We start from the raw sequence: 26,952 nt of genomic DNA on the forward strand, positions 1-26,952 counted from the left end.
AGGAGGCGGTACAGGATGCGGACGTTGGCCGTCGTCGGTGGCGGCGTCGTCGGGCTGGGTGTGGCCTGGCGGGCCGCCGAGGCGGGCTGGTCGGTCACCCTGTTCGATCCCGCGCCCGGTTCCGGCGCCTCCTGGGTGGCGGGCGGCATGCTCGCACCGCTGTCGGAGGGCTGGCCGGGCGAGGAGGCCGTGCTGGAGTTCGGCGCGGCCGCGCTGGCCCGCTGGCCGGAGTTCGCCGAGCGGCTGCGCGAGCGGACCGGCGTGGACGTCTTCGTCGCCGCGGAAACGCTGACCGTCGCCCTGGACGCCGCCGACGCCGCCGACCTGCGCACCGTCGCCGACTGGGTCGGCGGTCACGGCCACGACCTGCGGGTGCTGGATCGGTCCGGCGTGCGTGCGGCGGAACCCGGCCTGGCCCGCACGGTGCGCGCCGGACTGCTCGCCGCCGCCGAGCCCGCCCTCGACAATCGCCGCCTGGTCGAGGCGCTCCGCCGGGCCGCCGCGGCGGCCGGGGTCGAATTCCGGGCCGAGTCCGTCGCCGAACCGGCCCGGCTCGCGTTCGATCAGATCGTGCTGGCGGCCGGCGCCGCCTCGGCCCGGCTGTGCCCCGAGTTGCCGGTCCGCCCGGTCAAGGGTGAGATCCTGCGGTTGCGGCACCGGCCGGGCGCGACGCCGGTGCCGCGCCGGGTGATCCGCGCCCGGGTGCACGGCCGCCCGGTCTACCTGGTGCCGCGCGGGGACGGCATCGTGGTCGGCGCGACGCAGTACGAGGCCGGGTTCGACACCACCGTGACCGTCGGCGGCGTCCGCGACCTGATCGCCGACGCCGAGGCGGTCCTGCCCGGCATCGCCGAATACGAACTGTCCGAGGCGAGTGCCGGTTCCCGGCCCGGCACCCCGGACAACCTGCCGCTGATCGGCAGGCACACCGACCGGATCGTGATCGCCACCGGTCACGGCCGCAACGGCATGCTCACCACCCCGCTCACCGTGGCCGCGGTGCTGGGCGAGCTCGCCGGATCCCCGCTGCCGGAGGCGCGATCCGCCGACCCGCGGCGCTTCTCGACGCCACCCGCGTCGCCGCTCGCATCGTCTTCAGGAGGTATTCGATGACCACTACTTCGATTCCGATCGGGGTCACCGTCAACGGGCAGGACCACGAGTTCGCCGAGCCGCTCACCGTGCGCGAGCTCTTGGGCCGGCTGGAGTTGCCGTGCCAGGGCGTGGCCCTGGCCGTCGACGGCGCCGTCTTCCCGAAGTCGCGCTGGGACGAGCCGGTCGGTCGCGGCTGGAACATCGAGGTGCTGACGGCGGTGCAGGGTGGCTGACCTGGAACCGCTGCGGATCGCCGACCGGGAGTTCGGCTCGCGGCTGATCATGGGTACCGGCGGCGCGGAGAGCCTGACCGTGCTGGAGGAGGCGCTGCTGGCCTCGGGCACGGAGCTGACCACGGTCGCCATGCGCCGGGTGGACGCGGCGGGCGGCACCGGCGTGCTCGATCTGCTGAAGCGGCTCGACATCATGCCGCTGCCGAACACCGCGGGTTGCCGCACCGCCGCCGAGGCGGTGCTGACCGCGCGCCTGGCGCGCGAGGCGCTGGACACGAACTGGGTGAAGCTCGAGGTGGTGTTCGACGAGCGCACGCTGCTGCCGGATCCGGTCGAATTGCTCAGCGCCGCCGAGCAATTGGTCGACGACGGTTTCCACGTGCTGCCCTACACCAACGACGATCCGGTGCTGGCCCGCCGGCTGGAGGACGCGGGCTGCGTCGCGGTCATGCCGCTGGGCTCGCCGATCGGCACCGGCCTGGGCATCGGCAATCCGCACAATATCGAGATGATCGTGGCGGCCGCGGGCGTCCCGGTGGTGCTCGACGCCGGCATCGGCACCGCCAGCGACGCGGCGCTGGCGATGGAGCTCGGCTGCTCGGCGGTGCTGCTGGCGACGGCGGTGACCAGGGCGCGGCAGCCCGCGCTGATGGCGGCCGCGATGGCCGACGCGGTGCGCGCGGGGTACTCGGCCCGGCACGCCGGGCGGATTCCGAAGCGCTTCTGGGCTCAGGCTTCCTCCCCAGCGCGCTGACCACCACGTCCGGGGTTTTCTCATCCTGAAGGATGAGGCGACTCGGCACCTTCTGCTGACGCATCCGCGCCGTTTTTACGGAATGCTTGGCGGCATGATCGAACTGAGGGGCCTGACCAAACACTATGGCCAGACCGTCGCGGTTCAGGATCTCTCGTTCACCGTCCATCCCGGACAGGTGACCGGCTTCCTCGGACCCAACGGCGCTGGCAAATCCACCACGATGCGGATGATCCTGGGCTTGGATCAACCCACCGCGGGCACGGCGCTGATCAACGGCAAGCCGTACCACGAGCTGAGCCAGCCGCTGCGCGAGGTCGGCGCGCTGCTGGACGCGAAGTGGGTGCACCCGAATCGCTCGGCGCGCTCGCATCTGCGCTGGATGGCGGCGACCAACAACATTCCGGTGTCCCGGGTGGACGAGGTGCTCAAGCTCGTCGGCCTGTCCGAGGTGGCGGGCAAGCCCGCGGGCGGCTTCTCCCTGGGTATGTCGCAGCGGCTCGGCCTGGCCGGCGCGCTGCTCGGCGATCCGCAGGTGCTGCTGTTCGACGAGCCGGTGAACGGCCTCGATCCGGAGGGCATCCTGTGGATCCGCCGCTTCATGCAGCGGCTGGCCTCCGAGGGCCGCACGGTGCTGGTCTCCAGTCACCTGCTCTCGGAGATGGCGCAGACCGCCGAGCACCTGGTGGTCATCGGCCGCGGCCAGCTCATCTCCGATTCCAGCACAAAGGAATTCATCGAGAAGGCCTCGGAATCGACGGTGCGCGTGCGCAGTCCGCAGCTGGATCAGCTGCGCAGCCTGCTGACCTCGAACGGGATGACCGTGCGCGAGGAAGGTTCGGACGCGCTGATCGCGGTGGACGTCACCAGTGACGCGGTCGGCAAACTGGCCGCCGCGAACGAGATCACCCTGTACGAGTTGTCGCCGCAGCGGGCCTCGCTGGAGGAGGCGTTCATGCGGATGACCGGTGGTGCGGTGCAGTACCACGGCGCCGGCTTCGAAGAAGTGATGGGAGGTGCGCTCTGATGGGCGTGTTGACAGCGGAACGCATCAAGCTCACCTCGACCAGGTCGCCCTGGTGGTGCACGGTGATCATCGTCGCGATCGGCCTGGGCCTGCCCCTGCTGTTCACGCTGATCACCAATGCCACCTACGGCACCGAGGACGGCGAGAACGCGCCGTCGCTGTCGCCGGGGCTGGCGGCCAGCGGCGTCGCCGGGCTGGGCGTGATGGTGCTGACCATCATGGCGGCGCTGGCGGTGACCAACGAGTACCGGTTCGGCATCATCCGCACCACCTTCCAGGCCACCCCGCATCGCGGCCGGGTGATCAGCACCAAGGCGGGCCTGCTCGGCGTCTACGGCGCCGTGCTCACCGGCATCATCGTCGCGCTGGCCTATTTCCTGGTCAAGGTGCTCGCCAAGCCGGAGTTGCGCCCCCTGCTCGACCTGACCAACGGAGACACCTGGCGCCAGCTCTACGGCGTGCCGATCTATGCTTTCCTGTGCGTGCTGCTGGCCGTGGCGGTCGGCGTGCTGGTGCGGCAGTCGGCCGCGGCCATCTCGCTGCTGGTGCTGTGGCCGCTGCTGATCGAGGGCCTGATCGGCAGCATCCCGTGGGTCTCGAAGAACATCGGGCCGTTCCTGCCCTTCGCCAACGGCCAGCGGTACCTGGGCTCGGCCGGTGAGGCCACCAGCACCCAGTTCCACTGGGGCGTCTGGGGCAGCATGCTCTACTTCGCGGCGTTCGTCGCGGTGATCTTCGGTGCCGCGCTGTACCTGGTGAACAAGCGCGACGCCTGACCAGAATCCACCCGAGGAGGCCTCCCTCGCCACTCGGGTAGGAGCCCGCGACCTTGTCGGGAGGTCCGCGTGCTCCGACGCATCGCCTGCCACTGCCCGGTGGTCGATGTGCCTACCGCGGTCCGGTGTGGGATATGTCCCGCACCGGGCCGCGGTGCTGTGTGAAGCAGGTCTCTTCCCTGCCGTCCGCCGGCGACGGTAGCCTCGATCACAGCAATCCTCGAGTTATCCATCGGCGGGCCCAATGGTGTGGCCGCACCGACCGATAGTGGGGTAGCACGATGGCGACGATGAGTAACCCGCCGACCTCGGATCGCCTGAGCTACGCTCGGGGCGTGAGGGATACACCTTCCGGCGGTACCGAACCCGTGCCGGAGCCGGAGGCCGATGGGGGCGTTTCGCCTGAAGTAGTCATTCCGCTCGAACCGGCCGACCTGCCGCGCCCCCCGCGCCGCGGAGAGCGGGTCTTCCGTCGTGGCCAGCTGTCGGCGCTGATGAACGCCGCGAACCAGCGCCCGGATTTCATCGGCGCGCTGCGCCGGGCGCGCGAGCAGCTGCCGGGTGATCCGTCTTTCGGTGACCCGCTGTCGGTTTCGGGCCCGGGCGGCGCCCGCGCGGTGGCGCGGGCCGCGGACAAGCTGGTCGGCGATACGCCGAGCGCGGCGCGCGAGATCGGTTTCGGCGCGTTGCAGGTCTGGCAGGCGATGCTGGAGCGGGTCGGCCGGGGAAAAGGTAGCGCTGAGGTAACCGTCATGTTCACCGACCTGGTGGCATTCTCGCGCTGGTCGCTGTCGGTGGGTGACGAGGCCACGCTGCAACTGCTGCGCGGGGTCGCCAAGGCGATCGAGCCGCCGATCGCCGATCGCGGCGGGCACGTGGTCAAGCGCATGGGCGACGGCGTGATGGCGGTGTTCACCTCGGCCGATCGCGCGGTGCGTGCGGCGGCGCAGGCCAAGCGCAATCTGGCGGCGGTCGACGTGCAGGGCTATCGCCCGCAGATGCGGATCGGCTTGCACACCGGCTCGCCGCGGGAGATCGGCGGCGATTGGCTCGGCGTGGACGTGACGATCGCGGCCCGGGTGATGGAGGCGGGCGGCAACGGCAACACCATGATCTCCGAGGCGACCTTGAAATCGCTGTCGGAGGAGACGCTGACAGAGCTGGGCTACGTGGTCAAGCCGTATCGGCGCAGTTTCTTCGCGGCTCCGCTCAGCGGCGTTCCGGAGGACCTGCGCATCTATCGCCTGTCGGCGCTCTAGCCCAGGCCCCAGGCGAGGGCCCCGCCCGCGGCCAGTACGGCGCACACACCCAGCGCGATGGCCAGGGGCCGGGTGGTCTTCCAGAACGAGTAGGCCCCGCCGGCCAGGAATCCGGAGAGGGCGAGCAGCAGGATCACGGTGACGTCGGTGGACATTGTGCTGATTCTGCCGGGTTCGCCCGGTCTGTCCTCGTGAGGGGTGGCCCTCGGTAAACCCGGCCCCGACCTGCGGAGATCGTTAACAAGCACGCATGCTTGCTTTTTTCTTGCTCGAATGTGATGCTGGTCTCGACAGCGAACCGCGCCGGTTCGCCGAGCGAGGAGGCTCCAGCGAAGATGGGAATGCTGGCCGCCGATCCGGAGGTCCTCCGGATCGGCAACTGTTCCGGGTTCTACGGTGATCGGCTCGGCGCCATGCGCGAGATGCTCGAGGGCGGGCAACTCGACGTGCTGACCGGCGACTACCTCGCCGAGCTGACCATGCTGATCCTGGGCCGGGACCGGATGAAGGATCCGGACCTCGGCTACGCCAAAACCTTTGTCCGCCAGATCCGGGACTGCCTGGCGCTAGCGCTGGAATCCAACGTGCAGATCGTCGCCAACGCGGGCGGCCTGAACCCGGCCGGCCTCGCGGCCGAGCTGCGCAAGGTCGCCGCCGATCTCGGCCTGGACGCGAAGATCGCGCACGTCGAGGGCGACGACCTGCTCGCCCGAGTAGGCGAACTCGGCCTCGGCACCCCGCTCACCGCCAACGCCTACCTCGGCGCCTGGGGGATCGTGGAGTGCCTGAACGCGGGCGCCGACATCGTGGTCACCGGCCGCGTCACCGACGCGTCGGTGGTGGTGGGTCCGGCGGCCGCGCACTTCGGCTGGGGCCGTACCGATTACGACCAGCTGGCCGGAGCCGTGGCGGCCGGTCACGTCATCGAGTGCAGCACCCAGGCCACCGGCGGCAATTTCGCGTTCTTCACCGAACTGGCCGACCTCGGCCGCCCCGGCTTCCCGATCGCCGAGATCCGCGCCGACGGCAGCAGCGTCATCACCAAGCACGCCGGCACCGGCGGCGCGGTCACCGTGGACACGGTGCAGGCGCAGCTCATGTACGAGATCCAGGGGCCGCGCTACGCCGGTCCCGACGTCACCACCCGGCTGGACAGCATCCGGCTGCGCCAGGAGGCCGCGGACCGCGTGCTGATCAGCGGCGTCACCGGCGAGGCCCCACCGCCGCAGCTGAAGGTGTCGCTGAACACCCTGGGCGGGTTCCGCAACGAGATGGAATTCATCCTGACCGGACTGGACATCGAGGCGAAAGCCGCGCTGGCGCAACGGCAGCTGGAGGCCTGGCTGCCGCAGCGGCCCGCCGAGCTGGAGTGGACGCTGGCCCGGCTGGACCGGCCCGACGCCGAGACCGAGGAGCAGGCCAGCGCGCTGCTGCGCTGTGTGGTGCGGGACCCGGATCCGAACAAGGTCGGGCGCGCGTTCTCCAGCGTGGCCGTCGAGCTGGCCCTGGCGAGCTACCCGGGCTGCAGTTTCACGACCTTGCCGGGCAACGGTGCGCCCTACGGCGTCTACACGCCCGGCTACGTCGACGCCGTCGCGGTGCCGCACCTGGCGGTGCTGCCCGCGGGCGCGCGCATCGCGATCGACCCCGCCGTGGAAATCCGTGCGCTGGAGGATGTTCCGGAACCGGAATTGCCGGAGCCGTTGCCCGCCGGGGGAACTCGGCGGGCGCCGCTGGGCACGCTCGCACTCGCGCGCAGCGGTGACAAGGGCGGCGACGCCAATATCGGTGTCTGGGTACGCACCGACGAGCAGTGGCGCTGGCTGGTGCACGAGCTGACCGTCGAGCGGCTGCGGGAGTTGCTCCCGGAGACGGCCGCGCTGCCGGTCACCCGGCACGTGCTGCCCAATCTGCGCGCCGTGAACTTCATCATTTCCGGTCTGCTCGGCAAGGGCGTGGCCTATCAGGCCCGCTTCGACCCGCAGGCCAAGGGGCTCGGCGAATGGCTGCGCTCCCGTCACGTCGAGATCCCCGTGGAGTTGTTGTGAGTCCTTGGAATTCACCCGAGCGGCGCGAATTGCGCGCCACCGTGCGCGGTTTCGTCGAGCGCGAGATCCTGCCGCACCTCGACGACTGGGAGCGCGACGGTGAGATCCCGCGCGAGCTGCACAAGAAGGCGGGCGAGCTCGGCCTGCTCGGCATCCAATTCCCCGAAGCCGTGGGCGGTTCCGGCGGCGACGGCATCGACGCGATGATCGTCTGCGAGGAGATCCACCAGGCCGGCGCCTCCGGCGGCCTGTTCGCCTCGCTGTTCACCTGCGGTATCGCGGTGCCGCACATCATCGCCTCGGGCAACGAGGACCTGATCGAGCGCTTCGCCCGGCCGACCCTGGCGGGTGAGAAGATCGGCTCGCTGGCCATCACCGAACCCGGCGGCGGCTCGGACGTGGGGCACCTGACCACCACCGCCCGCCGCGACGGCGATCACTACATCGTCAACGGCGCCAAGACCTTCATCACCTCCGGCGTGCGCGCCGACTTCGTGGTGACCGCGGTGCGCACCGGCGGCCCCGGCTCCGGCGGCATCTCGCTGCTGGTGGTGGAGAAGGGCACGCCCGGGTTCACGGTCAGCCGCAAGCTGGACAAGATGGGCTGGCTGGCCTCCGACACCGCCGAGCTGTCCTATGTGGACGTGCGGGTGCCGGTGGAAAACCTGGTGGGCCCGGAGAATTCGGGCTTCTTCCAGATCGCGGGCGCGTTCGTCAGCGAGCGCGTCGGCCTGGCGGTGCAGGCCTACGCCCAGGCGCAGCGCTGCCTGGACCTGACCCTGGAGTGGGTGCGCAACCGCGAGACCTTCGGCCGTCCGCTGATCAGCCGGCAGGCCGTGCAGAACACCGTCACCGAGATGCACCGCCGCACCGATGTGGCGCGCGTCTACACCCGCAACGTGGTGGAGCGCGCGGCCGCCGGCGACACCGATCTGATCGCCGAGGTCTGCTTCGCGAAGAACACCGCGGTCGAGGCGGGCGAGTGGGTGGTGCACCAGGCGGTGCAGCTCTTCGGCGGCCTGGGCTACATGCGCGAATCCGAGGTGGAGCGGCACTACCGCGACATCCGGATCATCGGCATCGGCGGCGGCACCACCGAGATTCTGACCGGATTGGCGGCGAAACGATTGGGGTACCAGTCTTGACCACATTGCGCAGCACCCTCGACAGCGGTTCGCCGGAGTACACGGCGGCCGCGGAAGCCATGAGCGGCAAGCTGACCGAGATCGAGGCCGAGTTCGCGAAGGCGATCGCCGGCGGCGGCCCGGACAAGCTGGCCCGGCATCGCAAGCGCGGCAAGCTGACCGCGCGCGAGCGCATCGAGTTGCTCATCGACGAGGACTCGCCCTTCCTCGAGTTGTGCCCGCTCGCCGCGTGGGGCAGCGACTTCCACGTCGGCGCGAGCGTCATCGCCGGAATCGGCGTGGTCGAAGGCGTCGAATGCATCATCGTGGCGCCGGATCCCACCGTGCGCGGCGGCACCTCGAACCCGTGGACGCTGCGCAAGAACCTGCGCATCAACGACATCGCCATGGAGAACCGGCTGCCGGTGATCGGCCTGGTCGAATCCGGCGGCGCCGATCTGCCCACGCAGAAGGAAGTCTTCGTGCCCGGCGGGCGCATGTTCCGGGATCTGACCCGGCTCTCGGCCGCCGGAATCCCCACCATCGCCCTGGTTTTCGGCAATTCCACCGCCGGCGGCGCCTACATTCCCGGCATGTCGGACTACACCGTGATGATCAAGGAGCGCTCCAAGGTGTTCCTGGGCGGCCCGCCGCTGGTGAAGATGGCCACCGGTGAGGAATCCGACGACGAATCCCTCGGCGGCGCCGACATGCACGCCCGGGTCTCCGGCCTGGCCGACTACCTGGCCGCCGACGAGCAGGACGCGATCCGCCTCGGCCGCTCCATCATCAAGCGCCTGAACTGGGAAAAGAAGGGCCCGCTGCCGCGCGCGGAGGTGATCGAGCCGCTGTTCGACAGCGCGGAGCTGCTCGGCATCGTGCCCTCGGATCTGAAGATCCCGTTCGATCCGCGCGAGGTCATCGCCCGCGTGGTCGACGGCTCCGATTTCGACGAGTTCAAGCCGCTCTACGGCTCCAGCCTGGTCACCGGCTGGGCCGAGCTGCACGGCTACCCGGTCGGCATCCTGGCAAACGCGCGCGGCGTGCTGTTCTCCGAGGAGTCGCAGAAGGCGACCCAGTTCATCCAGCTGGCGAATCAGAAGAACACGCCGCTGCTGTTCCTGCACAACACCACCGGCTACATGGTCGGCAAGGAGTTCGAGCAGAAGGGCATCATCAAGCACGGCGCGATGATGATCAACGCGGTCTCCAATTCGAAGGTGCCGCACATCTCGCTGCTGATGGGCGCCTCTTACGGCGCGGGCCACTACGGCATGTGCGGGCGCGCCTACGACCCGCGCTTCGTCTTCGCCTGGCCCAGTGCGAAATCCGCCGTGATGGGCGGCGCGCAGCTGGCCGGCGTCATCTCCATCGTCGGCCGGGCCGCGGCCGAGGCCAAGGGCATGCCGTTCAACGAGGAAGCCGACGCCGGGATGCGCGCCATGGTGGAGGCGCAGATCGAGGCCGAGTCGCTGCCGATGTTCATGTCCGGGCGGCTCTACGACGACGGCGTCATCGATCCGCGCGATACCCGCACGGTGTTGGGAATGGCGTTGTCCGCCATCCACAATGCCCCGATCAAGGGCGCCGAGGGCTTCGGCGTCTTCCGGATGTGAGGCCGCACATGACCATCACCAGTGTTCTGGTCGCCAACCGCGGCGAGATCGCCCGGCGCGTGTTCGCCACCTGCCGCCGCCTGGGTCTGGAGACCGTCGCGGTGTACTCGGATGCCGACGCCGCCGCGCCGCACGTCACCGAAGCCGATGCGGCAGTGCGCCTTCCGGGCAATACCCCCGCGGAGACCTACCTGCGCGGCGAGTCGATCATCGAGGCGGCGCTGGCCGCGGGCGCGGACGCCGTGCACCCCGGCTACGGATTCCTCTCCGAGAACGCCGATTTCGCGAAGGCCGTGCAGGCCGCGGGCCTGGTCTGGATCGGGCCGCCGGTCGAGGCGATCGAGCAGATGGGCTCCAAGGTCGCCGCCAAGAAGCTGATGGACGCCGCCGGTGTCCCGGTGCTGGCCGAACTGGATCCGGCCGAGGTCACCGAGGCGCACCTGCCGGTGCTGATCAAGGCCTCCGCCGGTGGCGGCGGCCGCGGCATGCGGGTGGTGCGCGAGCTGGCCGACCTGACTCCGCAGCTCGAGGCGGCCCGCCGCGAGGCCGAGTCCGCCTTCGGCGATCCGACCGTCTTCTGCGAGCGCTACCTGGAGACCGGCCGGCACATCGAGGTGCAGGTCATGGCCGACGAGCACGGCGTCATCTGGGCGGTCGGGGAGCGCGAGTGCTCGATCCAGCGCCGGCACCAGAAGGTGGTCGAGGAGGCTCCTTCGCCGCTGGTGCAACGGATTCCGGGCATGCGCAAGCGGCTCTTCGAAGCGGCGCGACTGGCGGCGGGCGCGATCGGCTACGCCGGGGCGGGCACCGTGGAGTTCCTCGCCGACGAGGCCGGTGAGTTCTTCTTCCTGGAGATGAACACCCGCTTGCAGGTGGAGCATCCGGTCACCGAGCTGACTACCGGCCTGGATCTGGTTCGCCTGCAACTCGACGTCGCCGCGGGCGCGCACCTGGCGGCCGAACCGCCGCACATGCGCGGGCATTCGATCGAGGTCCGGCTCTACGCCGAGGATCCGGCGCAGGACTGGCAGCCGCAGAGCGGCCCGGTGCACCGCATCCACATTCCGCTGGTGGCCACCGAATTCGACCTGCTGGAGCGGCCGGGTGTGCGCCTGGACACCGGCGTGGTCGACGGCTCGGTGGTCGGCGTGCACTACGACCCGATGCTGGCCAAGGTCATCTCCTACGGCGAGACCCGCGACGAGGCGGCCAGGGTGCTGGCCGCCGCTCTCCAGCGCGCCGAGATCCACGGCCTGGTCACCAACCGCGATCTGCTGGTGCGCGTGCTGCGGCATCCGGCGTTCCTGGCCGGCGACACCGACACCGCGTTCTTCGCCACGCACGGATTGGACACGCTCGCGGCACCTTTGGCGTCGGCGGCGGACGAGGCGCTGTCCATCGTGGCGGCCGCGCTGGCCGACGCCGCCGCGAACCGCAGGGCGGCCCGGGTGGTGGGCGGCCTGCCCAGCGGCTGGCGCAACCTGCCCGCGCAGTCGCAGCGCAAGTCCTACGAGAGCCGGACCAGCGGAATCCACGAGGTGGCCTACCGATTCGGCCGCGACGCGGTCACGGTCGAGGGCCACGACGGGCTCGACGTGCTCGAGGCCGCGCCGGAGCGCGTGGTGCTGGCGGTCCCGGGTGCCCGCGGGCCGGTGCGGCGGCAGTTCACCGTCGCCCGCTACGACGATCTGATCTGCGTCGATTCGCCGCTGGGCCCGGTCGCCGTGCGCAAGCTGCCGCGGTTCAGTGATCCGGCCGACCAGGTCGCCACCGGGTCGCTGCTGGCGCCCATGCCGGGCAGCGTGATCCGGCTCGGCGCGGAGGTGGGCAGCCGGGTCGTGCAGGGTCAGCCGATCCTGTGGCTGGAGGCGATGAAGATGGAGCACACCATCGCCGCGCCCGCCGACGGCGTGCTGAGCGCCCTCAATGTCAGCGTCGGCCAGCAGGTCGACGTCGGAACCGTGCTCGCGGTCGTCGATCCCGCGGAAAACGAGGAGTAGCCATGAGTTTCATCGAGACCGAAGAGCAGCAGGCGCTGCGCGCCGCGGTGGCCGCCCTGGCCGCCAAGTTCAACTACCGCGACTACGTGCTGCCCAAGGCGCGCAAGGGCGAGCCGCTCGACGAGTTGTGGGACGAGGCGGGCAAACTCGGCTTCCTCGGGGTGAATCTGCCGGAGGAGTACGGCGGTGGCGGCGCGGGCATGTACGAGCTGGCGCTGGTGCAGGAGGAGCTCTCCGCGCAGGGCGCGGGCCTGCTGCTGATGGTGGTCTCCCCGGCCATCTGCGGCACCATCATCACCAAGTACGGCACCGACGCGCAGAAGTCGGAGTGGCTGACCAAGCTCGCCGACGGCACCGGCAAGATGGTCTTCGGCATCACCGAGCCCGACGCCGGCTCCAACTCGCACCAGATCACCACCACCGCGCGCCGCGACGGCGACGACTGGATCCTCAACGGCCGCAAGATCTACATCTCCGGCGTGGACCAGGCCGAGGCCGTGCTCATCGTGGGCCGCACCGAGGATCACAAGACCGGCAAGCTCAAGCCGGCGCTGTTCATCGTGCCGACCGATGCCGAGGGCTTCGAGAAGACGGCCCAGGAGATGGACATCATCGAGCCGGACCATCAGTTCACGCTGTTCCTCGACGATGTGCGCCTGCCCGCCACCGCGCTGGTCGGATCCGAGGACGCGGCGCTGATGCAGTTGTTCGCGGGCCTGAACCCCGAGCGGATCATGGGCGCGGCGATGGCTGTCGGCGGCGCGCGCTACGCCATCGACCGGGCGACCGCCTACGCCAAGGAGCGCACGGTCTGGAAGACGCCGATCGGTGCGCACCAGGGCATCTCGCATCCGCTGGCGCAGGTCAAGATCGAGACCGAACTGGCCAAGCTGATGATGCAGAAGGCCGCCACGCTCTACGACGCGGGCGACGAGATGGGCGCGGCCGAGGCCGCGAACATGGCGAAATACGCGGCCGCCGAGGCGAATATCAAGGCGCTGGACCAGGCCATCCAGACCCACGGCGGCGCGGGCCTGACCCGGGACGTGGGCCTGGCCGCCATGCTGGCCGCCGCCCGCATCGGCCGGATCGCGCCGGTGAGCCGGGAGATGGTGCTCAACTTCGTCGCCCAGTTCTCGCTGGGCCTGCCGAAGTCCTACTGATCAGCCGATTTCGAAGGAGACGTGATGAGCGAGTCCTCGTCCGCACCCTACGTGCGCTACGAACTGCGCGACGGTTTCGCGGTCCTCACCCTGGACTCGCCGCACAACCGCAATGCCCTGTCCGCGCGCCTGGTGGCCGAGCTGCTCCAGGGCCTGGACCGGGCCTGGGAGGATCCGGCGGTGCGCGGGATCGTGCTGGCGCACACCGGCAACACCTTCTGCGCGGGCGCCGATCTGAGCGAGGCCGGCAACGCGGACCCGGCGGTGGCGGCCGACGAACGCACCCGCGTGATGATCGGCGTGCTGCGCCGCCTGGTGGAGATCCCCAAGCCGGTGATCGCCCAGATCGACGGCAATGTCCGGGCGGGCGGCATGGGCATCATCGCCGCCTGCGATCTGGTGGTCGCCGGGCAGGGCAGTTCGTTCGCCCTCACCGAGGTGCGTATCGGGTTGGCGCCCTTCATGATCTCGCTGACCCTGCTGCCGCGCCTGGATCCGCGCGCGGCCAGCCGGTTCTATCTGACCGGCGAGAAGTTCGACGCCGCGACGGCGCGGGAGATCGGCTTGGTCACCGTGACCGCCGAGGACCCGGCGGCCGAGGTGGCCCGGCTCTGCGGTGAACTCCGCAAGGGCTCACCGCAGGGTCTGGCCGAGGCCAAGAGTCTGGTCAACGGCGGCATCCTGGCCGCCTTCGACGACTCGGCCGAGGATCTGGCCAAGCGGTCGGCGAGCTTCTTCGGCACCCCGGAGGTGCAGGAGGGCATGCTGGCCTTCCTGCAGCGGCGGCCGCCGAGCTGGGCACAATAAGCGGATGGCGACACCGCACGAACCCAAGCAGGACCGCAGCCGGGCCACCCGGCAGCGGCTGCTCGAGGCGACCATCGACTGTCTGGCCGAGCGCGGCTGGGCCGCCGCCACGGTGTCGGTGGTGGCCGAGCGGGCGGGGGTGTCGCGCGGCGCGGCCCAGCATCACTTCCCGACCCGGGAGGAGTTGATCACCGCGGCGCTGGAGTACATGTTCGACACCCGGATGGCGCAGTCGAAGTCCGAGGCGATCGCGGTGGCCGCGGTCGCGGCGGGCCCGGCGCGCACCGAGGCCGTGGTGGCCGGACTGGTGGAGTCCTACACCACGACGCTGTTCAAGGCGGCGCTGCAGGTGTGGACGCACGCCGCCGCCGATCCGGTGCTGCGCGAGCGAATCGTGCCGCTGGAAGCCAAGTTCGGCCGGATCGCGCACCGGCGCGCGGTGGAGGCGCTCGGCGTCGACGATTCCGACCCGGTCACCCACCACCTGGTGCAGGCCACTCTGGATCTGGCCCGCGGCCTCGGCCTGGCCGACGTGCTGACCGACGACTCGGCCCGCCGCAAGCGGATCGTCGAGCAGTGGTCGGCCACCCTGCACACCGCGTTGAACGCGCCCCGCTGACCGCGCGATGTCACACTCGCCGTCCCGGCGTCGTCCTCTCTGTGAACGCGGAACAACACCGCGAAACCAGAGCTGAAGGAGCGGGACGATGACGAACTCGACGAAGATCGCGGTGGCCGGGGCGACCGGACGGCTCGGCCGGCACGTGGTCGACGTGCTGACCGAGCAGGGCCACGAGGTGGTCGCGTTCTCCCGCGCCGACGGTGTTGACCTGGAGACCGGGGCGGGCCTGGTCGAGGCGCTGGACGGTGTGCGGGTCGTGATCGACGCCTCCAGCACCCCGTCGGCCGACAAGGACGTCGCCACGGAGTTCTTCACCGCTTCCGCGCGCAATCTGCACGAGGCGGGGCGCAAGACCGGGGTGGAGCGGCTGGTGGCGGTCTCCATCATCGGTATCGACGACGCCACCGGCGGCTACAACGCCGCCAAGCTGGTGCACGAGCGGGTGCTGCGCGAAGGCCCGCTGCCGGTGCAGATCCTGCGCGCCGCGCAGTTCCACGAGCTGGTCGAGGTGATGCTCGGCTGGGGCACGCAGGGCGAGGTGGCCTACGTCTCGCGGATGCGGACCCAGCTGGTCGCGGCGCGCACCGTCGCGGAGGCGCTGGTCGCGACCGCGCTCGCACCGATCCCGGAGGCGGTGGGCGGCCCGATTCCCGAGATCGCCGGTCCGCGCCCGGAGACGATGGCCGCCGCCGCGGCGCTGGTGGCGGCGAAGCGCGGCGGGTCGGTGCGGGTCGAGGAGGTCAGCGACCCGGCCAACCCCGATCGCGCGCAATACGAGGACGGCACCCTGCTGGCCGGGCCGCACGCCGTGCTCGCCGGCCCGACGTTCGCGGAATGGCTTGCCGCCGGCTGAGATTCAGCAGCCCTGCGGCGCCTGACCGGCGTCCAGGGCGTACCAGGTCGACCCGGCCATCGCCCCGATCAGCCCGCCGAGCACCGCGCCGGGGATCGCGCCGAACAAGAAGATCGGCAGTCCGGCGATGGCGCCCAGCGTGGTGCCGAGCACCGCGCCCAAGCCGGTGCGCAGCCCGATGCTGTCGCCCGGCGCCATGCAGGCGGCGACCGGTGTCGCCGCCGGCGCGGGCGCCGCCGCGACCGGTGCGGGCGCCGAATTCGGCTCGGCCGCCGCGACACCGCCGAATCCGGCGAGAAACAGCACGGCGACGAAGACGCCGAGCGCGGTGCAGGCCAATCTCTTGATCGTGTTCACGCGGTTCCCGCTCAGTCGAGAGTGATACGCGGCCCGGGGAATTCGGGCGCGCGCATCATCCTCGCCGAAAACCGCGGTGCGGTCTTCGAATTCGAATATTTCAAGTTGCGGGCGTCGCGGTGCTAGGAGAGCGGCTCGGTCAGGTCGTAGAGCGTGACGCCGTCGACCACCGTGGCGGTGAAGTGTTCCCGTACCCACTCGGTGATCTGCGCGGCGGTGCCGCTGCCCCGGCCGTGGGAGTCGCCACCGAGGAAGTAGTGGATGCGGTGCTGGGCCACATAATCCTGGAACTCCCGCAGGGTGGGGGAGGGGTCGCTGCCGTTGAAGCCGCCGATCGGCATCACCGGGAGTTCGGTGGCCAGCTGATATCCGGCGGCGCTCTGCGAGCCGACGGTGGCCGCGGCCCAGGTGTAATCGGCCCCGTCACGTTGCAGCAGCGTGGTCACCGCGGTGCTGGGCGCGGCGCCGCCGAGCAGTCCGCCGGGGCCGCCGTCGCGTCCGCCGGGTTGTCCGGCCCTGCCGTCGGGCTGACCGTCGCGGGCGATGAGCTGTCCGTCGCTACCGGGCGCCTGGCCGTCCGGGGGTAGCGGTGCGCCGTCGTCGGGAGCAGCCGCACCGGGCCCCCGCAGGATCGCGCCGCCCGGCGGGTGCATGCCGCGGCCGCCGACCTCCGGGCCCGCCGTGGGAATCGAGCCCTGGTGCGCGGTGGCGAGGGTGTCGGCGCTGTAGGCGACGGGTCCGGACAATCCGACGAAGGCGGCGGTCAGCGCGGCCGCGACCGCGAGCTTGCGCGGCGCGGGGAAGAGCAGGGCCACGGTGGCCAGAACGCCGGCGGCCAGCACAGCCCAGCGCAGCCACGGCACGAAACTCGCACTGCGGGAAAGCAATATCCACGCCGTGGCGGTGCTCAGGCCGAGGCCCGCGGCGAGCGCGAGGCGCACCCACGCCCGCTGCCGTTCCCGCCACAGCTGCACCGCGCCGGCGGCGGTCAGCGCCGCCACCGCGGGCGCCAGCGCCACCGTGTAGTACTGGTGGAAGATGCCCGCCATATAGCTGAACACCAGGCCGGTCAGCACCAGCCAGCCGCCCCACAGGATCAGCGCCGCGCGCCGCTCGTCGGTGCGGGCTGCCTTGCCGCGCAACAGGATCCCGGCGACCAGGCCGACCAGCGCGGCGGGGATCAGCCAGGCGATCTGCCCGCCCTGCGCGGCCTCGAACATCCGGGTGATCCCGGTGCTGCCCCACATGCCGTTGCCGCCGGGCGGCAACTCCGCGCCGCCGCCCCCGACGCTGCCGGTCTCCTCGCCGTTGAGGCGGCCGAGGCCGTTGTAGCCGAGCGTCAGTTCCAGGATCGAATTGTGCTGCGAGCCACCGATCCACGGCCGGGAGCCGGCGGGCCACAGCTCGACCGCCAGCAGCCACCAGCCGGCGGCCACGAGCATGGCGGCGCCGGCGGCGCAGAGCTGCCCGATCCGCCGGCCGAGTTTCGGCGGCCCGGCGATCAGATAGGTCAGCGCCAGCGGCGGCACGATGAGCAGGACCTGCAATTGCTTTGTCAGGAAGCCGAATCCGACGCAGACGCCGGTCAGGACCAGCCAGCGGGTGCGCCCGTCGGAGACCGCGCGGGTGAGTGCCCAGGCCGCCGCGATCATCAGGAACACCAGCAGCGCCTCCGGATTGTTGAACCGGAACATCAGCGCCGCGACCGGCGTCACCGCGAGGATCAGCCCGGCCAGCAGGCCGGCGACCGGACCGAAGGGCCGCCGCACGGTGGCCCACAGCAGCGCCACCGAGGCGACGCCGAGCAGCACCTGGGGCACCAGGATGCTCCAGCTGCTGAGCCCGAACAGCCGGACCGACAGCTCCATCAGCCACAGCGAGGCCGGTGGCTTGTCGACGGTGATGGAGTTCGCGGCGTCCGAGGAGCCGAAGAAGAAGGCCGTCCAGGATTGCGAACCTGCTTGTACCGCAGCGGAATAGAACGAGTTGGCCCAGCCGTTGGCGCTGAGGTTGCACAGGTAGGCGACCAGCGTGCCCAGCAGCAGTGCGGCCAGGGCGGGCAATTCCCAGCGATAGCGGCGCTGGGCGGGTGGACTCGCCGACTGGGTAATGGTCGCGGTCATCGATCCGCCTCCTCGTTCGTCGCGGCGGCGTGGGGCGGGCGCCACGGCGATCCCGGCGTCGGGAACGGCCGGTCGGCCCCGGCCGGTCGCTCCGCGGCCTCGTTGCGCAGGGCCCCGGTGGGATCGCGGAAGACCCAGCGCAGTCCGACGAACCGGACCGCAGTGGCCAGCAGATTGGCCAGCACCAGCACCGTCAGCTCCAGCGCGATCGGCGCGCCCGCGGCCCAATGATGCAGCGCGAACAGCGATCCGCTGGTCAGCACCAAGCCGATGCCGAAGATCACCAGCCCCTGGAACTGGTGGGTGAGCGCCCCGGCTGAGCCGTGCACGCCGAAGGTGAAGGCGCGGTTGGCGGCGGTGTTGCCGATCGCGGTGCTGCCCAGCGCGAGCAGATTGGCCGCCTGCGGACCGACGAGCGGCTGCAACGCCAGGTAGAGCAGCAGGTAGGCCAGGGTGCTGAGCACGCCGACCAGGGCGAACCGCACCAGCTGCCCGACCATGCCCAGCGGCACGCCGGGTACCAGCGGCTCGCGCCCGAGCGAGTGCCGCAGTTCCTCGAGCGGCAGCGCTCCGGTGGTCAGCGCCCGCACCAGGCGGCCGATGCCGCGCAGGTCCTTGCGCGCGGTGTCGAGGAGGTCGACCCGGCTGTCCGGGTCGTCGATCCAGTCGACCGGCACCTCGTGGATGCGCAGCCCGGCCCGTTCGGCCAGCACCAGCAGTTCGGTGTCGAAGAACCATTCGCCGTCGCGGACCAGCGGCAGCAACTCGCGCGCCACGTCGGCCCGGATCGCCTTGAAGCCGCACTGGGCGTCCGAGAAGCCCGCGCGCAGCGTGGTTTTCAGCAGCAGGTTGTAGCAGCGGGAGATGACTTCGCGCTTGGGCCCGCGCACCACCCGCGCGCCCGCACCGAGGCGGGTCCCGATCGCGAGATCGGAGTGCCCGGACACCAGCGGGGCCACCAGCGGCAGCAGTGCGTTCAGATCGGTGGACAGGTCCACGTCCATGTAGGCGACCACCGCCGCGTCGGAGCCGGCCCACGCGGCGCGCAGCGCCCGGCCCCGGCCCTTGGCGTCCAGGTGCAGGACGCGCACATCGTCCAGTTCTCGTTCGAGTAGCCGCGCCACCTGGAGTGTGTCGTCGGTGCTGGCGTTGTCGGCGACGGTGATGCGCGCCGGGAACGGAAATCCGTTGCGCAGGTGCGCGTGCAGTCGTCGCACGCACACCGCCAGATCGCGCTCTTCGTTGTAGACGGGAATCACGACGTCCAGAACCGGCCTGAGCGCGGCGGGTTCCGCGACTGCGGGTTCGCGGGTGGGCACTGTGGTCATGCCGACCACGGTCGCGAACCCCGCTCCGGGCAGGCTGGGGCTCAGCTGTGAGCTTGCTGGGACCGGGCGCTACCGGATCCGGCGCAGTCGCAGCACGCTGTCGCTGCGGGTGCCGGTGCTGCCGTCGGGGGCGGTCCATTCCCGTTCGACCAGGTCCTTGGTCTCGATCTGCCACTCCTCAGGCGCGGGCGCGATCGCCGCGAGCATCTCGTCCAGGGTCGGGAAGTGGACGTCGTGGTGGCTGTGCGCCTCGGCCTGGTTCGAGGCCCAGCCGGCGTGACTGCCGATCAGCAGCGCGCCGCCCGGCGCGACGGCCGCGGCGGCCCGGCGCAGGATCTGGTCGCGTTCCCCGTCCTGCTCGACCGGGGAGTGCAGGAACTGCGCCGAGACCAGATCGAAGACGCCCTCGGGGAAGGTCCGCATCAGATCGTGTTCGGTCCAGGTGATGCGCGCGCCCACGCCCGCCTTCTCGGCGTGCGCCGCGGCCCGGCCCAGCGCGGTGGCCGAGATGTCGGCGGCGGTGACGGTCCAGCCCTGCTGTGCCAGCCAGATGGCGTCCCCGCCCTCGCCGGATCCGAGATCCAGGGCGGTGCCCGGGGTGAGGGCGGCGGCCTCGCGCACCAGCAGGGGGTTGGGGTTGCCGGTCCAGATCTGGTCGCGCTCCTGGTAGAAGCTTTCCCAGAAGTCCTGCGCGGACTGCGGCGGGGTGGTCTCGGTCATGCGGTGTCTCCTATTACCGGCGTTTTCGGCGTGCTCGGCCATGGTGCGCCGAGATGGCACCAATGCGCCACTTTTCTTGCCGTTTCAGCAACGATCCCGGCCTCGGACCTGCTCGTTCGGCCCCGGCTGCCGATCCGGAGAAACCGCCCACACCGGCCGGATCCGGGGCGCTGCTTGGTACGGTCGGTCTCGTGAGACACGGCGGGCAGCAGCGGAGCGACCGGACCAACGGTGTGGCCCCGCCCAAGCGCGTCGACGCGCGGACCGAACGGTGGCGCGCCCATCGGCTGAAGGTGCGCGCCGAGTTCGTCGACGCGGCCTTCCGGGCGTTGAACAAGTTCGGGCCCGAGGTCAGCATGGGCGATATCGCCAAGGAGGCCGGCGCGGCGAAACCCAAGCTGTACCGGCATTTCGAGGACAAGACCGACCTCTACAACGCCATCGTCGACCGGGTGCGCGACATGCTCTGGGATCGCATCGTCGCGGGCATCGATCTCACCCACGATTCGGCCCGGGAGCTGGTGCGCCGCGGCGCGGCCGAGTACGTGCTGGTGGTCACCGAGCACCCGAACGTCTTCCGCTTCATGCTGCACAGCCACTTCACCCAGCAGGCCGACGAATCCGAGCGGGCGCTGCAATCCGCCCGGCAGTCGGCGCGGCGCGCGGCCGAGTTGTTCGCGGGCCTGCTCGAGGACCGGATCGAGGTGGCCGGCATCGAACTGGTCACCTATTCCATCTTCGGCGCCGTCGCCTCGGCCACCGACTGGTGGATCGGCGCGAGCCGGGCGCAGGAACCGGCGCTGCCCGCCGAGCACTTCGTCGGCTACCTCGCCGAGAGCATCTACGCCTTGGCCGAGGCGAACGCGCGCCTGAACGGCATCACCATCAACGCGGATCTGCCACTGCACCAGGCTTTCTCGGCCGAGTAGGCGTCACGCCTCGGCCGCGCGCCCGCGCGGGTTGCGCGGCTGCCAGCGCCAGGCGAATTCGCCGGGTTGCGGTGCGGGGCCGGGTAATTCGTTGTCGGTGCGCGGGACGGCGATGCCGGCGACGAGCATGGCCAGGGTGCGTTTGCGCAGTTCGGCGGTGCGGGCTTTGTCCGGCATGTTCAGGGCCGAGCAAGCTTCCAGCACCAGGCCGAGATCCAGGGCGTTGACCTCGGGGCGCAGCCGCCCGGAGGCGTGCGCGCGCCGCACGAGTTCCTCGGTGACCGTGCCGGAGTGGGTGACGTCGGGCAGCATCGACTCGTCGGGGGTGAAGGTGCCGGCCAGGTGCACCGTCAGCGAGTGCACGTCGGCCGCCACGACGCGCTCCAGGAAACCGACCAGCCCCTGCCAGCCGTCCGGATCCTCCAGTGCGGCATCGGCTTCGGCGTTGTAGCGGCGCAGCCCGTCGTGACACAGCTTGCGCAGCAGCGCGTCCTTGCTGGGGTAGCGGCGGTAGAGCGCGCTGATGCCGACGCCCGCCTCGGTGGCGACGGCGGCGATCGGCGCGGTCGCGTCGGCGAGGAAGACGGTGCGGGCGGCCTCCAGGATCAGGCCGTCGTTGCGCGCGGCCTGCGCTTTGCGGCCGGGCAGGCCCTTGGCGGGTGGGGTGTCGGATGTTTTCGGCATGACTTCAGCGTACCACTTGAAACGGAACGATCCGTTCTGCTACGCTGAGAACAGAACGAAGCATTCCGTTTCAAAAGGAGCAATCGGATGAACGCCACCATCACCCCCTTCCGCATCGCCATCGACCAGGCCGATCTGGACGACCTGCAGGCCCGCCTGGCGCGCACCCGCTGGGCCGACCAGATCCCCGGCTCCGGCGACGCCTACGGCGTGAGTGTGGATCGGGTGCGTCACCTCGTGAACTACTGGCGCGACGGCTTCGACTGGCGCGCGGTGGAGCGCCGGCTCAACGCCTACCCGCAGTTCACCACCGAGATCGACGGCCAGAACATTCACTTCCTGCACGTGAAGTCGCAGCAGGACAACGGCTTTCCACTGATCCTGACGCACGGCTGGCCCGGCACCTTCGTCGAATTCCTCGGTGTCGTCGAGCCGCTGACGGCCGCGGGTTTCGACCTGGTCATCCCCTCGGTGCCGGGGTACGGCTTCTCCGGTGTCACCACCGAATCGGGCTGGAACGACCAGCGCATCGCCCGTGCCTGGGCGGAGCTGATGGCGCGGCTCGGGTATTCGAAATACGGCGCGGTCGGCAACGACGGCGGCGCGCAGATCTCGCCGGAGCTCGGGCGGGTCGCCCCGGATCACGTGGTGGCCATTCAGGTTTCGCAGGTCTACGCCTTCCCCACGGGTGATCCGAGCGAGCTGGCCGACCTGACCGCCGACGAGCAGCAGTCCCTGGCCACGCTGGACTGGTTCGTCAAGAACAAGATGGGCTTCAATATCCTGCAGTCCCAGCAGCCGCAGACTCTGGCGCACGCGCTGCTGGATTCTCCGGCGGGCTTGGTCGGCTGGAACGGCCAGCTGCTCGGCCCGGACGTGGACGACGATTTCGCGCTCACCAATATCGCCATCCACTGGCTCACCGGCACCGCGGGCTCGGCGATCCGGCACTACTTCGAGAAGGCGCAGGCCGAGCAGCCTGCGGAGCCGACCACGGTGCCGCTGGGGCTGTCCGGGTCGAACGGCGATTTCCACGGCATCCGGCGCTTCGCCGACCGGGATCACCGCAACATCGTCGCGTGGCGGACGCACGACGTTTTCACCCACTACCTGCACCATGTCGCCCCGGATCTGATGGCGAAGGAGATCACCGAGTTCTTCGCGCAGTATCGGTAGACCGTCGCTTATGTAGGCGAGACTCCGGACCATGGTTCGTCTCGTTCTCCGCTGATGTACTGGATTCATCAACAGCACAACAGCTTTGAGAAACAAGGAGAAACATCATGCGAATCGCAGTCTTCGGAGCCACCGGAACCGTCGGCCGGGTCGTCGTCGAGCAGGCGCTGCAGCAGGGCCACGAGGTCACCGCGTTCACCCGCAACGCGGCCAACGTCACCCAGCGGCACGATCTGCTGCGCGTCGTGGAAGGCGATGTGTACGACGCGGCCTCGGTCGAGCGGGCGGTCATCGGGCAGGACGCGGTGATCGTCGCTCTCGGTGACGACCGCAAGGGCCAGGTCCGCTTCGGCGGCACCAAGGCGGTCATCGAGGCGATGAACCGGACCGGGGTGAAGCGCCTGATCGTGCAGTCCAGCCTGGGAGTCGGCGACAGCCGCCCGAACCTGAACTTCCTGTGGAAGTACATCCTGTTCGGCATCGTGCTGCGCAAGGCCTACATCGACCACGGTCACCAGGAGGAGCTGGTGCGCGCCAGCGCGGTCGACTGGACCATCGTGCGGCCCGCCGCCTTCGCCGACGGCCCCGCCACCGGTACCTACCGCCGCGACTTCGGCCCGGGCGAGAAGGGCTTGCAGCTGAAGATCGCCCGCGCCGACATCGCGGCGTTCTACCTGGAGCAGCTGACCGACCCCACCTATGTGCGCCGCGCCGTGAGCATTTCGAACTGAGTGCGGCGGCCATGATCCGGCCGGCCCGCGCGCACGGACCGCCTGCGACCCGCGACCCGAAAGGGCGCGGGTCGCAGACGTTTTCCGGCCTGGGCTGTGCCGCCCCTCACGATCGGCGCAGCAGACCGGGGAGTACCCCGCGAGCGCGGAGCTACACCCTCAGGCGTGCTCGTGTAACGCACCCCACGCCGGGAAGGGATCCGGCAGACTGCGCCAGAGTGCCTGGCCGCCCGCGTATTCGGCGTCGGACAGCAGCGCCGAGTCGAGCAGTTCCCGCACCTCCTCGGCCGCCAGCCGCACCCCGATGAAGACGAGTTCCTGCCCCGCCGGAATCTCCAGTCCCGACCACCACGCCGCCGGTTCGAAGGTCAGATTCGGACCGGCCTGCGACCACACCGCGGCGAGCTCCGGGCGGCTGGCGAGCCAGCAGAAACCTTTGCTGCGCAGCATCCCGCGCAGCTGATCGAGCGCCGCGGCCAGGCGTTCGGGATGGAAGGGCCGGTCGGCGGTATAGGTGAGACTGCTGATGCCGTATTCCTCGGTTTCCGGAACGTGCCCGCCCGCGAGCTCTTCGGCCCAGCCCTCGGCCGCGGCCGCGACGACCGGGTTGTAGCGGCCGGTCCCCAATACCTCGGCCAGATCGACCGCACCCCGAACGGTCCGCAGCACCCGGGCCCGCGGGTTCAATCGCCGCACCGTCGCCTCCACCGTGCCCGCCGCGGTCGCGCTCACCAGATCGGTCTTGCTGATCAGCAGCACATCCGCGAATTCCACCTGGTCCACCAGCAGGTCCGCGATGCCGCGCTCGTCGCCCGGGCCGGCCTGCAATTCCCGGTCGGCCAGCGCCTGGCCGCGCACCACCTCGGTCAGGAAGGTGCTGGCGTCGACGACGGTCACCATGGTGTCGAGCCGGGCGAGCGAACCCAGGGAGAACCCGTCCTCGAATTCCCAGTCGAAGCTCGCGGCCACGGGCATCGGCTCGGAGATGCCGGTGGACTCGATCACCAGGTGATCGAATCGGCCCGTCCGGGCCAGCCGGCCCACGGCTTCCACCAGGTCCTCGCGCAGCGTGCAGCAGATGCAGCCATTGGTGAGTTCGACCAGCTTCTCCTGCGTGCGGTCGAGGTGGCCCTGCCCGGCGATCAGCGCGGCGTCGATGTTCACCTCGCTCATGTCGTTCACGATGACCGCGACCCGGCGGCCCGCGCGATTGGCGAGGATGTGGTTGAGCAGCGTGGTCTTGCCCGCGCCGAGGAAACCGGACAGCACGGTGACCGGCAGGCGGGTGTCGGAAGCAGCAGTCATTCCATAATGATAATGGTTTTCATTTAAGCGGCGCCGTGCGGGCAGGAACCGGCGGAAATCCGGGGACGCGGGGGTGTCGGGCACGGCGACTGGTCGTAGGGTCGGGGATGTGAAATTGCTGCCGCTTCCCGACCCGGGGCAGACCCCTGTTCGAGTCCTGACCATCGCGGGCACCGACTCCGGCGGTGGCGCCGGAATCCAGGCCGATTCGCGCACCATGGCGCTGTGCGGTGTGCACGCGCTCGTCGCGGTGGCGGCGGTGACCGTACAGAACTCGGTCGGTGTGAGCGGCTTCCACGAGATCCCGCCGGAAATCGTGGCCGATCAGGTGCGTTCGGTGGTCGGCGACATCGGCGTCGGCGCGGTCAAGACGGGCATGCTCGCCTCCACCGCCATCATCGAGGCGGTCGCCGCGGTCTGCCGGGAGGTGGGCATCGGTCGCGACGCCGCCGTTCCGCTGGTCGTCGATCCGGTCGCCGCCTCCATGCACGGTGATCCGCTGCTGCACGAATCGGCGCTGGACGCGGTGCGGCACACGCTGTTTCCGCTCGCCACCGTCGTCACCCCGAACCTGGACGAGGTGCGGTTGCTGACCGGCGTCGAGGTGGTCGACGACGCCAGCGCCCGCCGGGCCGCCGAAGCGCTGCACGCGCTCGGCCCGCGCTGGGCCATCGTCAAGGGCGGGCACCTGCGCTCCGCGCCGACCAGCACCGATCTGCTCTTCGACGGCGATCGGTTCCTGGAGTTCAGCGCGCCGCGCATCGAGACCGGCAACGACCACGGCGGCGGCGACACCATGGCCGCGGCCATCGCCTGCGCCCTGGCCAACGGCTACGAGGTGCCCGACGCGGTGGAATTCGCCAAGGAGTGGACCCGCCGCTGCCTGGCCGCCGCCTACGATCTCGGCGCGGGCCACGGGCCGGTCTCCCCGCTCTGGCGCCTGTCCGCGGACTGAGCTCACGCCGTCCCGAAGGCGAGCGCGACATTGTGCCCGCCGAAGCCGAAGGAATTGTTCACCGCGTAGTCGACACGCTGCGCGCGGGCCGTGCCCGCCACGATGTCCAGGTCGATCGCCGGGTCGCGGTGGTCGAGATTCAGTGTGGGCGGGACGATCCGGTCGCGCAGCGTGAGCAGGGTGAGGATGGATTCCAGCGCGCCGACCGCGCCGATGGAATGCCCGAGCGCGGATTTCGGCGCGTAGACCGACGCGTGCGGGGTGACCGCGCTGATCGCCGCGGCCTCGGAGGCGTCGCCGATCGGCGTCGAGGTGGCGTGCGCGTTGACGTGCCCGATATCCGAAACCTCCAGTCCCGCGGACTGAATCGCCTTGCGCATGGCGCGGGCCGCGCCGCTGCCACCGGGCTCGGAGGCCACGATGTGGTAGGCATCGGAGGTGATGCCCGCGCCCAGCACCCGGCCGTGGATCGCGGCGCCGCGGGCGCGGGCGTGCGCCTCCGATTCCAGCACCAGCAGCGCCCCCGCCTCCCCGAAGACGAAGCCGTCGCGGTCCCGGTCGAACGGCCGCGACGCGCGCTGCGGTTCGTCGTTGCGGGTGCTCATGGCCCGCATCATGGCGAAACTCGCGATCGGCACCGCGTCGATGTGGCCCTCGACGCCGCCGGCGACCACCACGTCGGCCTCGCCGGTGCGGATCAGCCGCCACGCGTGTGCGATGGCCTCCGAGCCGGACGAGCAGGCCGACACCGGCGCGAAAACGCCGCCCCGCGCGCCGATTTCGAGGCCGACGGTGGCGGCGGGACCGTTCGGCATCACCATCGGCACCGCCATCGGGGACACCTTCCGGTAGCCGCCCGCGCGCATCGCGTCGACCGCGGTGATGAGCGCGTCGGCTCCGCCCAGCCCGGTGCCGATGGCCACCGCGAGCCGCTCGCCGTCCGGTTCGGGCGCGCCCGCGTGCTGCCAGACCTGGCGGCCGAGCAGGAGCGCCAGCTGTTCGACGTAGGACATCCGGCGCTGTTCGAGCCGGGTCAGCTCCGCGCCGGGGTGTGCGGTGAGCGTGCCGCCGATGCGCACCGGCAGGTCGTACTCGTCGACGAAATCGCCGTGCAGCGGGCCGATTCCGCTGTGCCCGGCGAGCAGCGCGGACCAGGTGGCCTCGGCGTCGCCGGCCAGGGCGGTGGTCGCGGCGTAGCCGGTGACGACGACGTCCCTAGTTTCTGAAGCGATTGTTACAGTCACGAGGACATGGATACCTGTAGCAC

The 26,952-nt window shown here is 70.6% G+C and carries 26 protein-coding genes; 18 read left to right on the plus strand and 8 right to left on the minus strand.

Features of this window, described 5'->3' with window-relative positions; genetic code table 11:
* Nucleotides 1-15 precede the first annotated feature (15 nt).
* The 6 genes from thiO (at nt 16) to AB0I43_RS12595 (ending at nt 5,144) form a co-directional block, all read left to right on the plus strand.
* Nucleotides 16-1,113, plus strand: a complete 1,098-nt coding sequence (thiO, locus tag AB0I43_RS12570) for a glycine oxidase ThiO (protein ID WP_356979873.1) — start codon at nt 16-18, stop codon at nt 1,111-1,113.
* Complete coding sequence (thiS, locus tag AB0I43_RS12575; protein WP_356979875.1) at nt 1,110-1,328, plus strand: sulfur carrier protein ThiS; 219 nt, start codon at nt 1,110-1,112, stop codon at nt 1,326-1,328. Before thiO ends, thiS begins: the two co-directional genes overlap by 4 nt.
* Entirely contained in the window at nt 1,321-2,082 is a 762-nt protein-coding gene (locus AB0I43_RS12580; protein WP_356979877.1) for a thiazole synthase, read from the plus strand. The genes thiS and AB0I43_RS12580 overlap by 8 nt, the downstream gene beginning before the upstream one ends.
* Before the next feature lie 94 nt (nt 2,083-2,176).
* Nucleotides 2,177-3,109: an ATP-binding cassette domain-containing protein gene (locus AB0I43_RS12585; RefSeq protein ID WP_356979879.1), complete on the plus strand. Its 933-nt coding sequence runs from the start codon at nt 2,177-2,179 to the stop codon at nt 3,107-3,109.
* Nucleotides 3,109-3,885, plus strand: coding sequence for an ABC transporter permease (locus AB0I43_RS12590; protein ID WP_356979880.1), 777 nt, complete (start codon nt 3,109-3,111; stop codon nt 3,883-3,885). The genes AB0I43_RS12585 and AB0I43_RS12590 overlap by 1 nt, the downstream gene beginning before the upstream one ends.
* Before the next feature lie 494 nt (nt 3,886-4,379).
* Nucleotides 4,380-5,144: an adenylate/guanylate cyclase domain-containing protein gene (locus AB0I43_RS12595; protein WP_356980042.1), complete on the plus strand. Its 765-nt coding sequence runs from the start codon at nt 4,380-4,382 to the stop codon at nt 5,142-5,144.
* Here the strand turns inward: AB0I43_RS12595 and AB0I43_RS12600 are convergent.
* Nucleotides 5,141-5,299: a hypothetical protein gene (locus tag AB0I43_RS12600; RefSeq protein WP_356979881.1), complete on the minus strand. Its 159-nt coding sequence runs from the start codon at nt 5,297-5,299 to the stop codon at nt 5,141-5,143. The genes AB0I43_RS12595 and AB0I43_RS12600 overlap by 4 nt on opposite strands.
* A 180-nt stretch (nt 5,300-5,479) precedes the next feature.
* On the opposite strand from AB0I43_RS12600, the gene AB0I43_RS12605 reads away from it, so the two are divergent.
* The 8 genes from AB0I43_RS12605 to AB0I43_RS12640 all read left to right on the plus strand — a co-directional run bounded on the left by AB0I43_RS12605 (nt 5,480) and on the right by AB0I43_RS12640 (nt 15,377).
* Entirely contained in the window at nt 5,480-7,192 is a 1,713-nt protein-coding gene (locus tag AB0I43_RS12605) for an acyclic terpene utilization AtuA family protein (protein ID WP_356979882.1), read from the plus strand.
* Complete coding sequence (locus tag AB0I43_RS12610; RefSeq protein WP_356979885.1) at nt 7,189-8,337, plus strand: acyl-CoA dehydrogenase family protein; 1,149 nt, start codon at nt 7,189-7,191, stop codon at nt 8,335-8,337. The genes AB0I43_RS12605 and AB0I43_RS12610 overlap by 4 nt, the downstream gene beginning before the upstream one ends.
* Nucleotides 8,334-9,932, plus strand: coding sequence for a carboxyl transferase domain-containing protein (locus AB0I43_RS12615; RefSeq protein ID WP_356979886.1), 1,599 nt, complete (start codon nt 8,334-8,336; stop codon nt 9,930-9,932). The genes AB0I43_RS12610 and AB0I43_RS12615 overlap by 4 nt, the downstream gene beginning before the upstream one ends.
* An 8-nt stretch (nt 9,933-9,940) precedes the next feature.
* Entirely contained in the window at nt 9,941-11,932 is a 1,992-nt protein-coding gene (locus AB0I43_RS12620) for a biotin carboxylase N-terminal domain-containing protein (RefSeq protein WP_356979888.1), read from the plus strand.
* 2 nt (nt 11,933-11,934) lie between these two features.
* Nucleotides 11,935-13,095 carry an acyl-CoA dehydrogenase family protein gene (locus AB0I43_RS12625; protein WP_356979891.1) on the plus strand — a complete coding sequence of 387 codons (1,161 nt, stop codon included), beginning with the start codon at nt 11,935-11,937 and terminating at the stop codon, nt 13,093-13,095.
* Between the two features lie 24 nt (nt 13,096-13,119).
* Complete coding sequence (locus tag AB0I43_RS12630; protein WP_356979892.1) at nt 13,120-13,902, plus strand: enoyl-CoA hydratase family protein; 783 nt, start codon at nt 13,120-13,122, stop codon at nt 13,900-13,902.
* Nucleotides 13,903-13,906: 4 nt separating this feature from the next.
* Nucleotides 13,907-14,521, plus strand: coding sequence for a TetR/AcrR family transcriptional regulator (locus AB0I43_RS12635; protein ID WP_356979894.1), 615 nt, complete (start codon nt 13,907-13,909; stop codon nt 14,519-14,521).
* An 88-nt stretch (nt 14,522-14,609) separates the two neighbouring features.
* On the plus strand, nt 14,610-15,377 hold the full coding sequence (locus tag AB0I43_RS12640) for an NAD(P)H-binding protein (protein ID WP_356979895.1): 768 nt from the start codon (nt 14,610-14,612) through the stop codon (nt 15,375-15,377).
* Nucleotides 15,378-15,380: 3 nt separating this feature from the next.
* Here AB0I43_RS12640 and AB0I43_RS12645 read toward each other — a convergent pair whose 3' ends face one another.
* From AB0I43_RS12645 to AB0I43_RS12660, 4 genes are all read right to left on the minus strand, one after another.
* Nucleotides 15,381-15,734 carry a hypothetical protein gene (locus AB0I43_RS12645; protein ID WP_356979897.1) on the minus strand — a complete coding sequence of 118 codons (354 nt, stop codon included), beginning with the start codon at nt 15,732-15,734 and terminating at the stop codon, nt 15,381-15,383.
* A 122-nt stretch (nt 15,735-15,856) separates the two neighbouring features.
* Nucleotides 15,857-17,857, minus strand: a complete 2,001-nt coding sequence (locus AB0I43_RS12650; protein WP_356979899.1) for a glycosyltransferase family 39 protein — start codon at nt 17,855-17,857, stop codon at nt 15,857-15,859.
* The gene (locus AB0I43_RS12655) at nt 17,854-19,185 is read right to left on the minus strand and encodes a bifunctional glycosyltransferase family 2/GtrA family protein (RefSeq protein WP_356979901.1); all 1,332 of its coding nucleotides are present in this window, start codon (nt 19,183-19,185) and stop codon (nt 17,854-17,856) included. Before AB0I43_RS12655 ends, AB0I43_RS12650 begins: the two co-directional genes overlap by 4 nt.
* A 69-nt stretch (nt 19,186-19,254) precedes the next feature.
* The gene (locus AB0I43_RS12660; RefSeq protein WP_356979903.1) at nt 19,255-19,905 is read right to left on the minus strand and encodes a class I SAM-dependent methyltransferase; all 651 of its coding nucleotides are present in this window, start codon (nt 19,903-19,905) and stop codon (nt 19,255-19,257) included.
* 191 nt (nt 19,906-20,096) lie between these two features.
* Here AB0I43_RS12660 and AB0I43_RS12665 point away from each other — a divergent pair, with 191 nt between their 5' ends.
* Entirely contained in the window at nt 20,097-20,834 is a 738-nt protein-coding gene (locus tag AB0I43_RS12665; RefSeq protein WP_356979905.1) for a TetR/AcrR family transcriptional regulator, read from the plus strand.
* Between the two features lie 3 nt (nt 20,835-20,837).
* Here the strand turns inward: AB0I43_RS12665 and AB0I43_RS12670 are convergent, their stop codons facing one another.
* A complete protein-coding gene (locus tag AB0I43_RS12670; RefSeq protein WP_356979907.1) occupies nt 20,838-21,518 on the minus strand; it encodes a TetR/AcrR family transcriptional regulator in 681 nt (226 codons plus the stop codon).
* An 87-nt stretch (nt 21,519-21,605) separates the two neighbouring features.
* Here AB0I43_RS12670 and AB0I43_RS12675 point away from each other — a divergent pair, with 87 nt between their 5' ends.
* Both AB0I43_RS12675 and AB0I43_RS12680 read left to right on the plus strand, forming a co-directional pair.
* Nucleotides 21,606-22,694 (plus strand): epoxide hydrolase family protein, encoded by a 1,089-nt coding sequence (locus AB0I43_RS12675; protein WP_356979909.1) that lies wholly within the window; start codon nt 21,606-21,608, stop codon nt 22,692-22,694.
* A 107-nt stretch (nt 22,695-22,801) separates the two neighbouring features.
* Nucleotides 22,802-23,425: an SDR family oxidoreductase gene (locus AB0I43_RS12680; protein ID WP_356979911.1), complete on the plus strand. Its 624-nt coding sequence runs from the start codon at nt 22,802-22,804 to the stop codon at nt 23,423-23,425.
* A gap of 159 nt (nt 23,426-23,584) precedes the next feature.
* Here AB0I43_RS12680 and AB0I43_RS12685 read toward each other — a convergent pair whose 3' ends face one another.
* On the minus strand, nt 23,585-24,730 hold the full coding sequence (locus AB0I43_RS12685) for a GTP-binding protein (RefSeq protein WP_356979913.1): 1,146 nt from the start codon (nt 24,728-24,730) through the stop codon (nt 23,585-23,587).
* Nucleotides 24,731-24,839: 109 nt separating this feature from the next.
* Here AB0I43_RS12685 and thiD point away from each other — a divergent pair, with 109 nt between their 5' ends.
* A complete protein-coding gene (thiD, locus tag AB0I43_RS12690) occupies nt 24,840-25,685 on the plus strand; it encodes a bifunctional hydroxymethylpyrimidine kinase/phosphomethylpyrimidine kinase (RefSeq protein ID WP_356979914.1) in 846 nt (281 codons plus the stop codon).
* A gap of 2 nt (nt 25,686-25,687) precedes the next feature.
* Here thiD and AB0I43_RS12695 read toward each other — a convergent pair whose 3' ends face one another.
* Nucleotides 25,688-26,929, minus strand: coding sequence for a KasA/KasB family beta-ketoacyl-ACP synthase (locus AB0I43_RS12695; RefSeq protein ID WP_356979916.1), 1,242 nt, complete (start codon nt 26,927-26,929; stop codon nt 25,688-25,690).
* Nucleotides 26,930-26,952: the final 23 nt, after the last annotated feature.

Origin of the sequence: Nocardia sp. NPDC050435 (assembly GCF_040655395.1) — a bacterium.
GTDB lineage: Bacteria > Actinomycetota > Actinomycetes > Mycobacteriales > Mycobacteriaceae > Nocardia.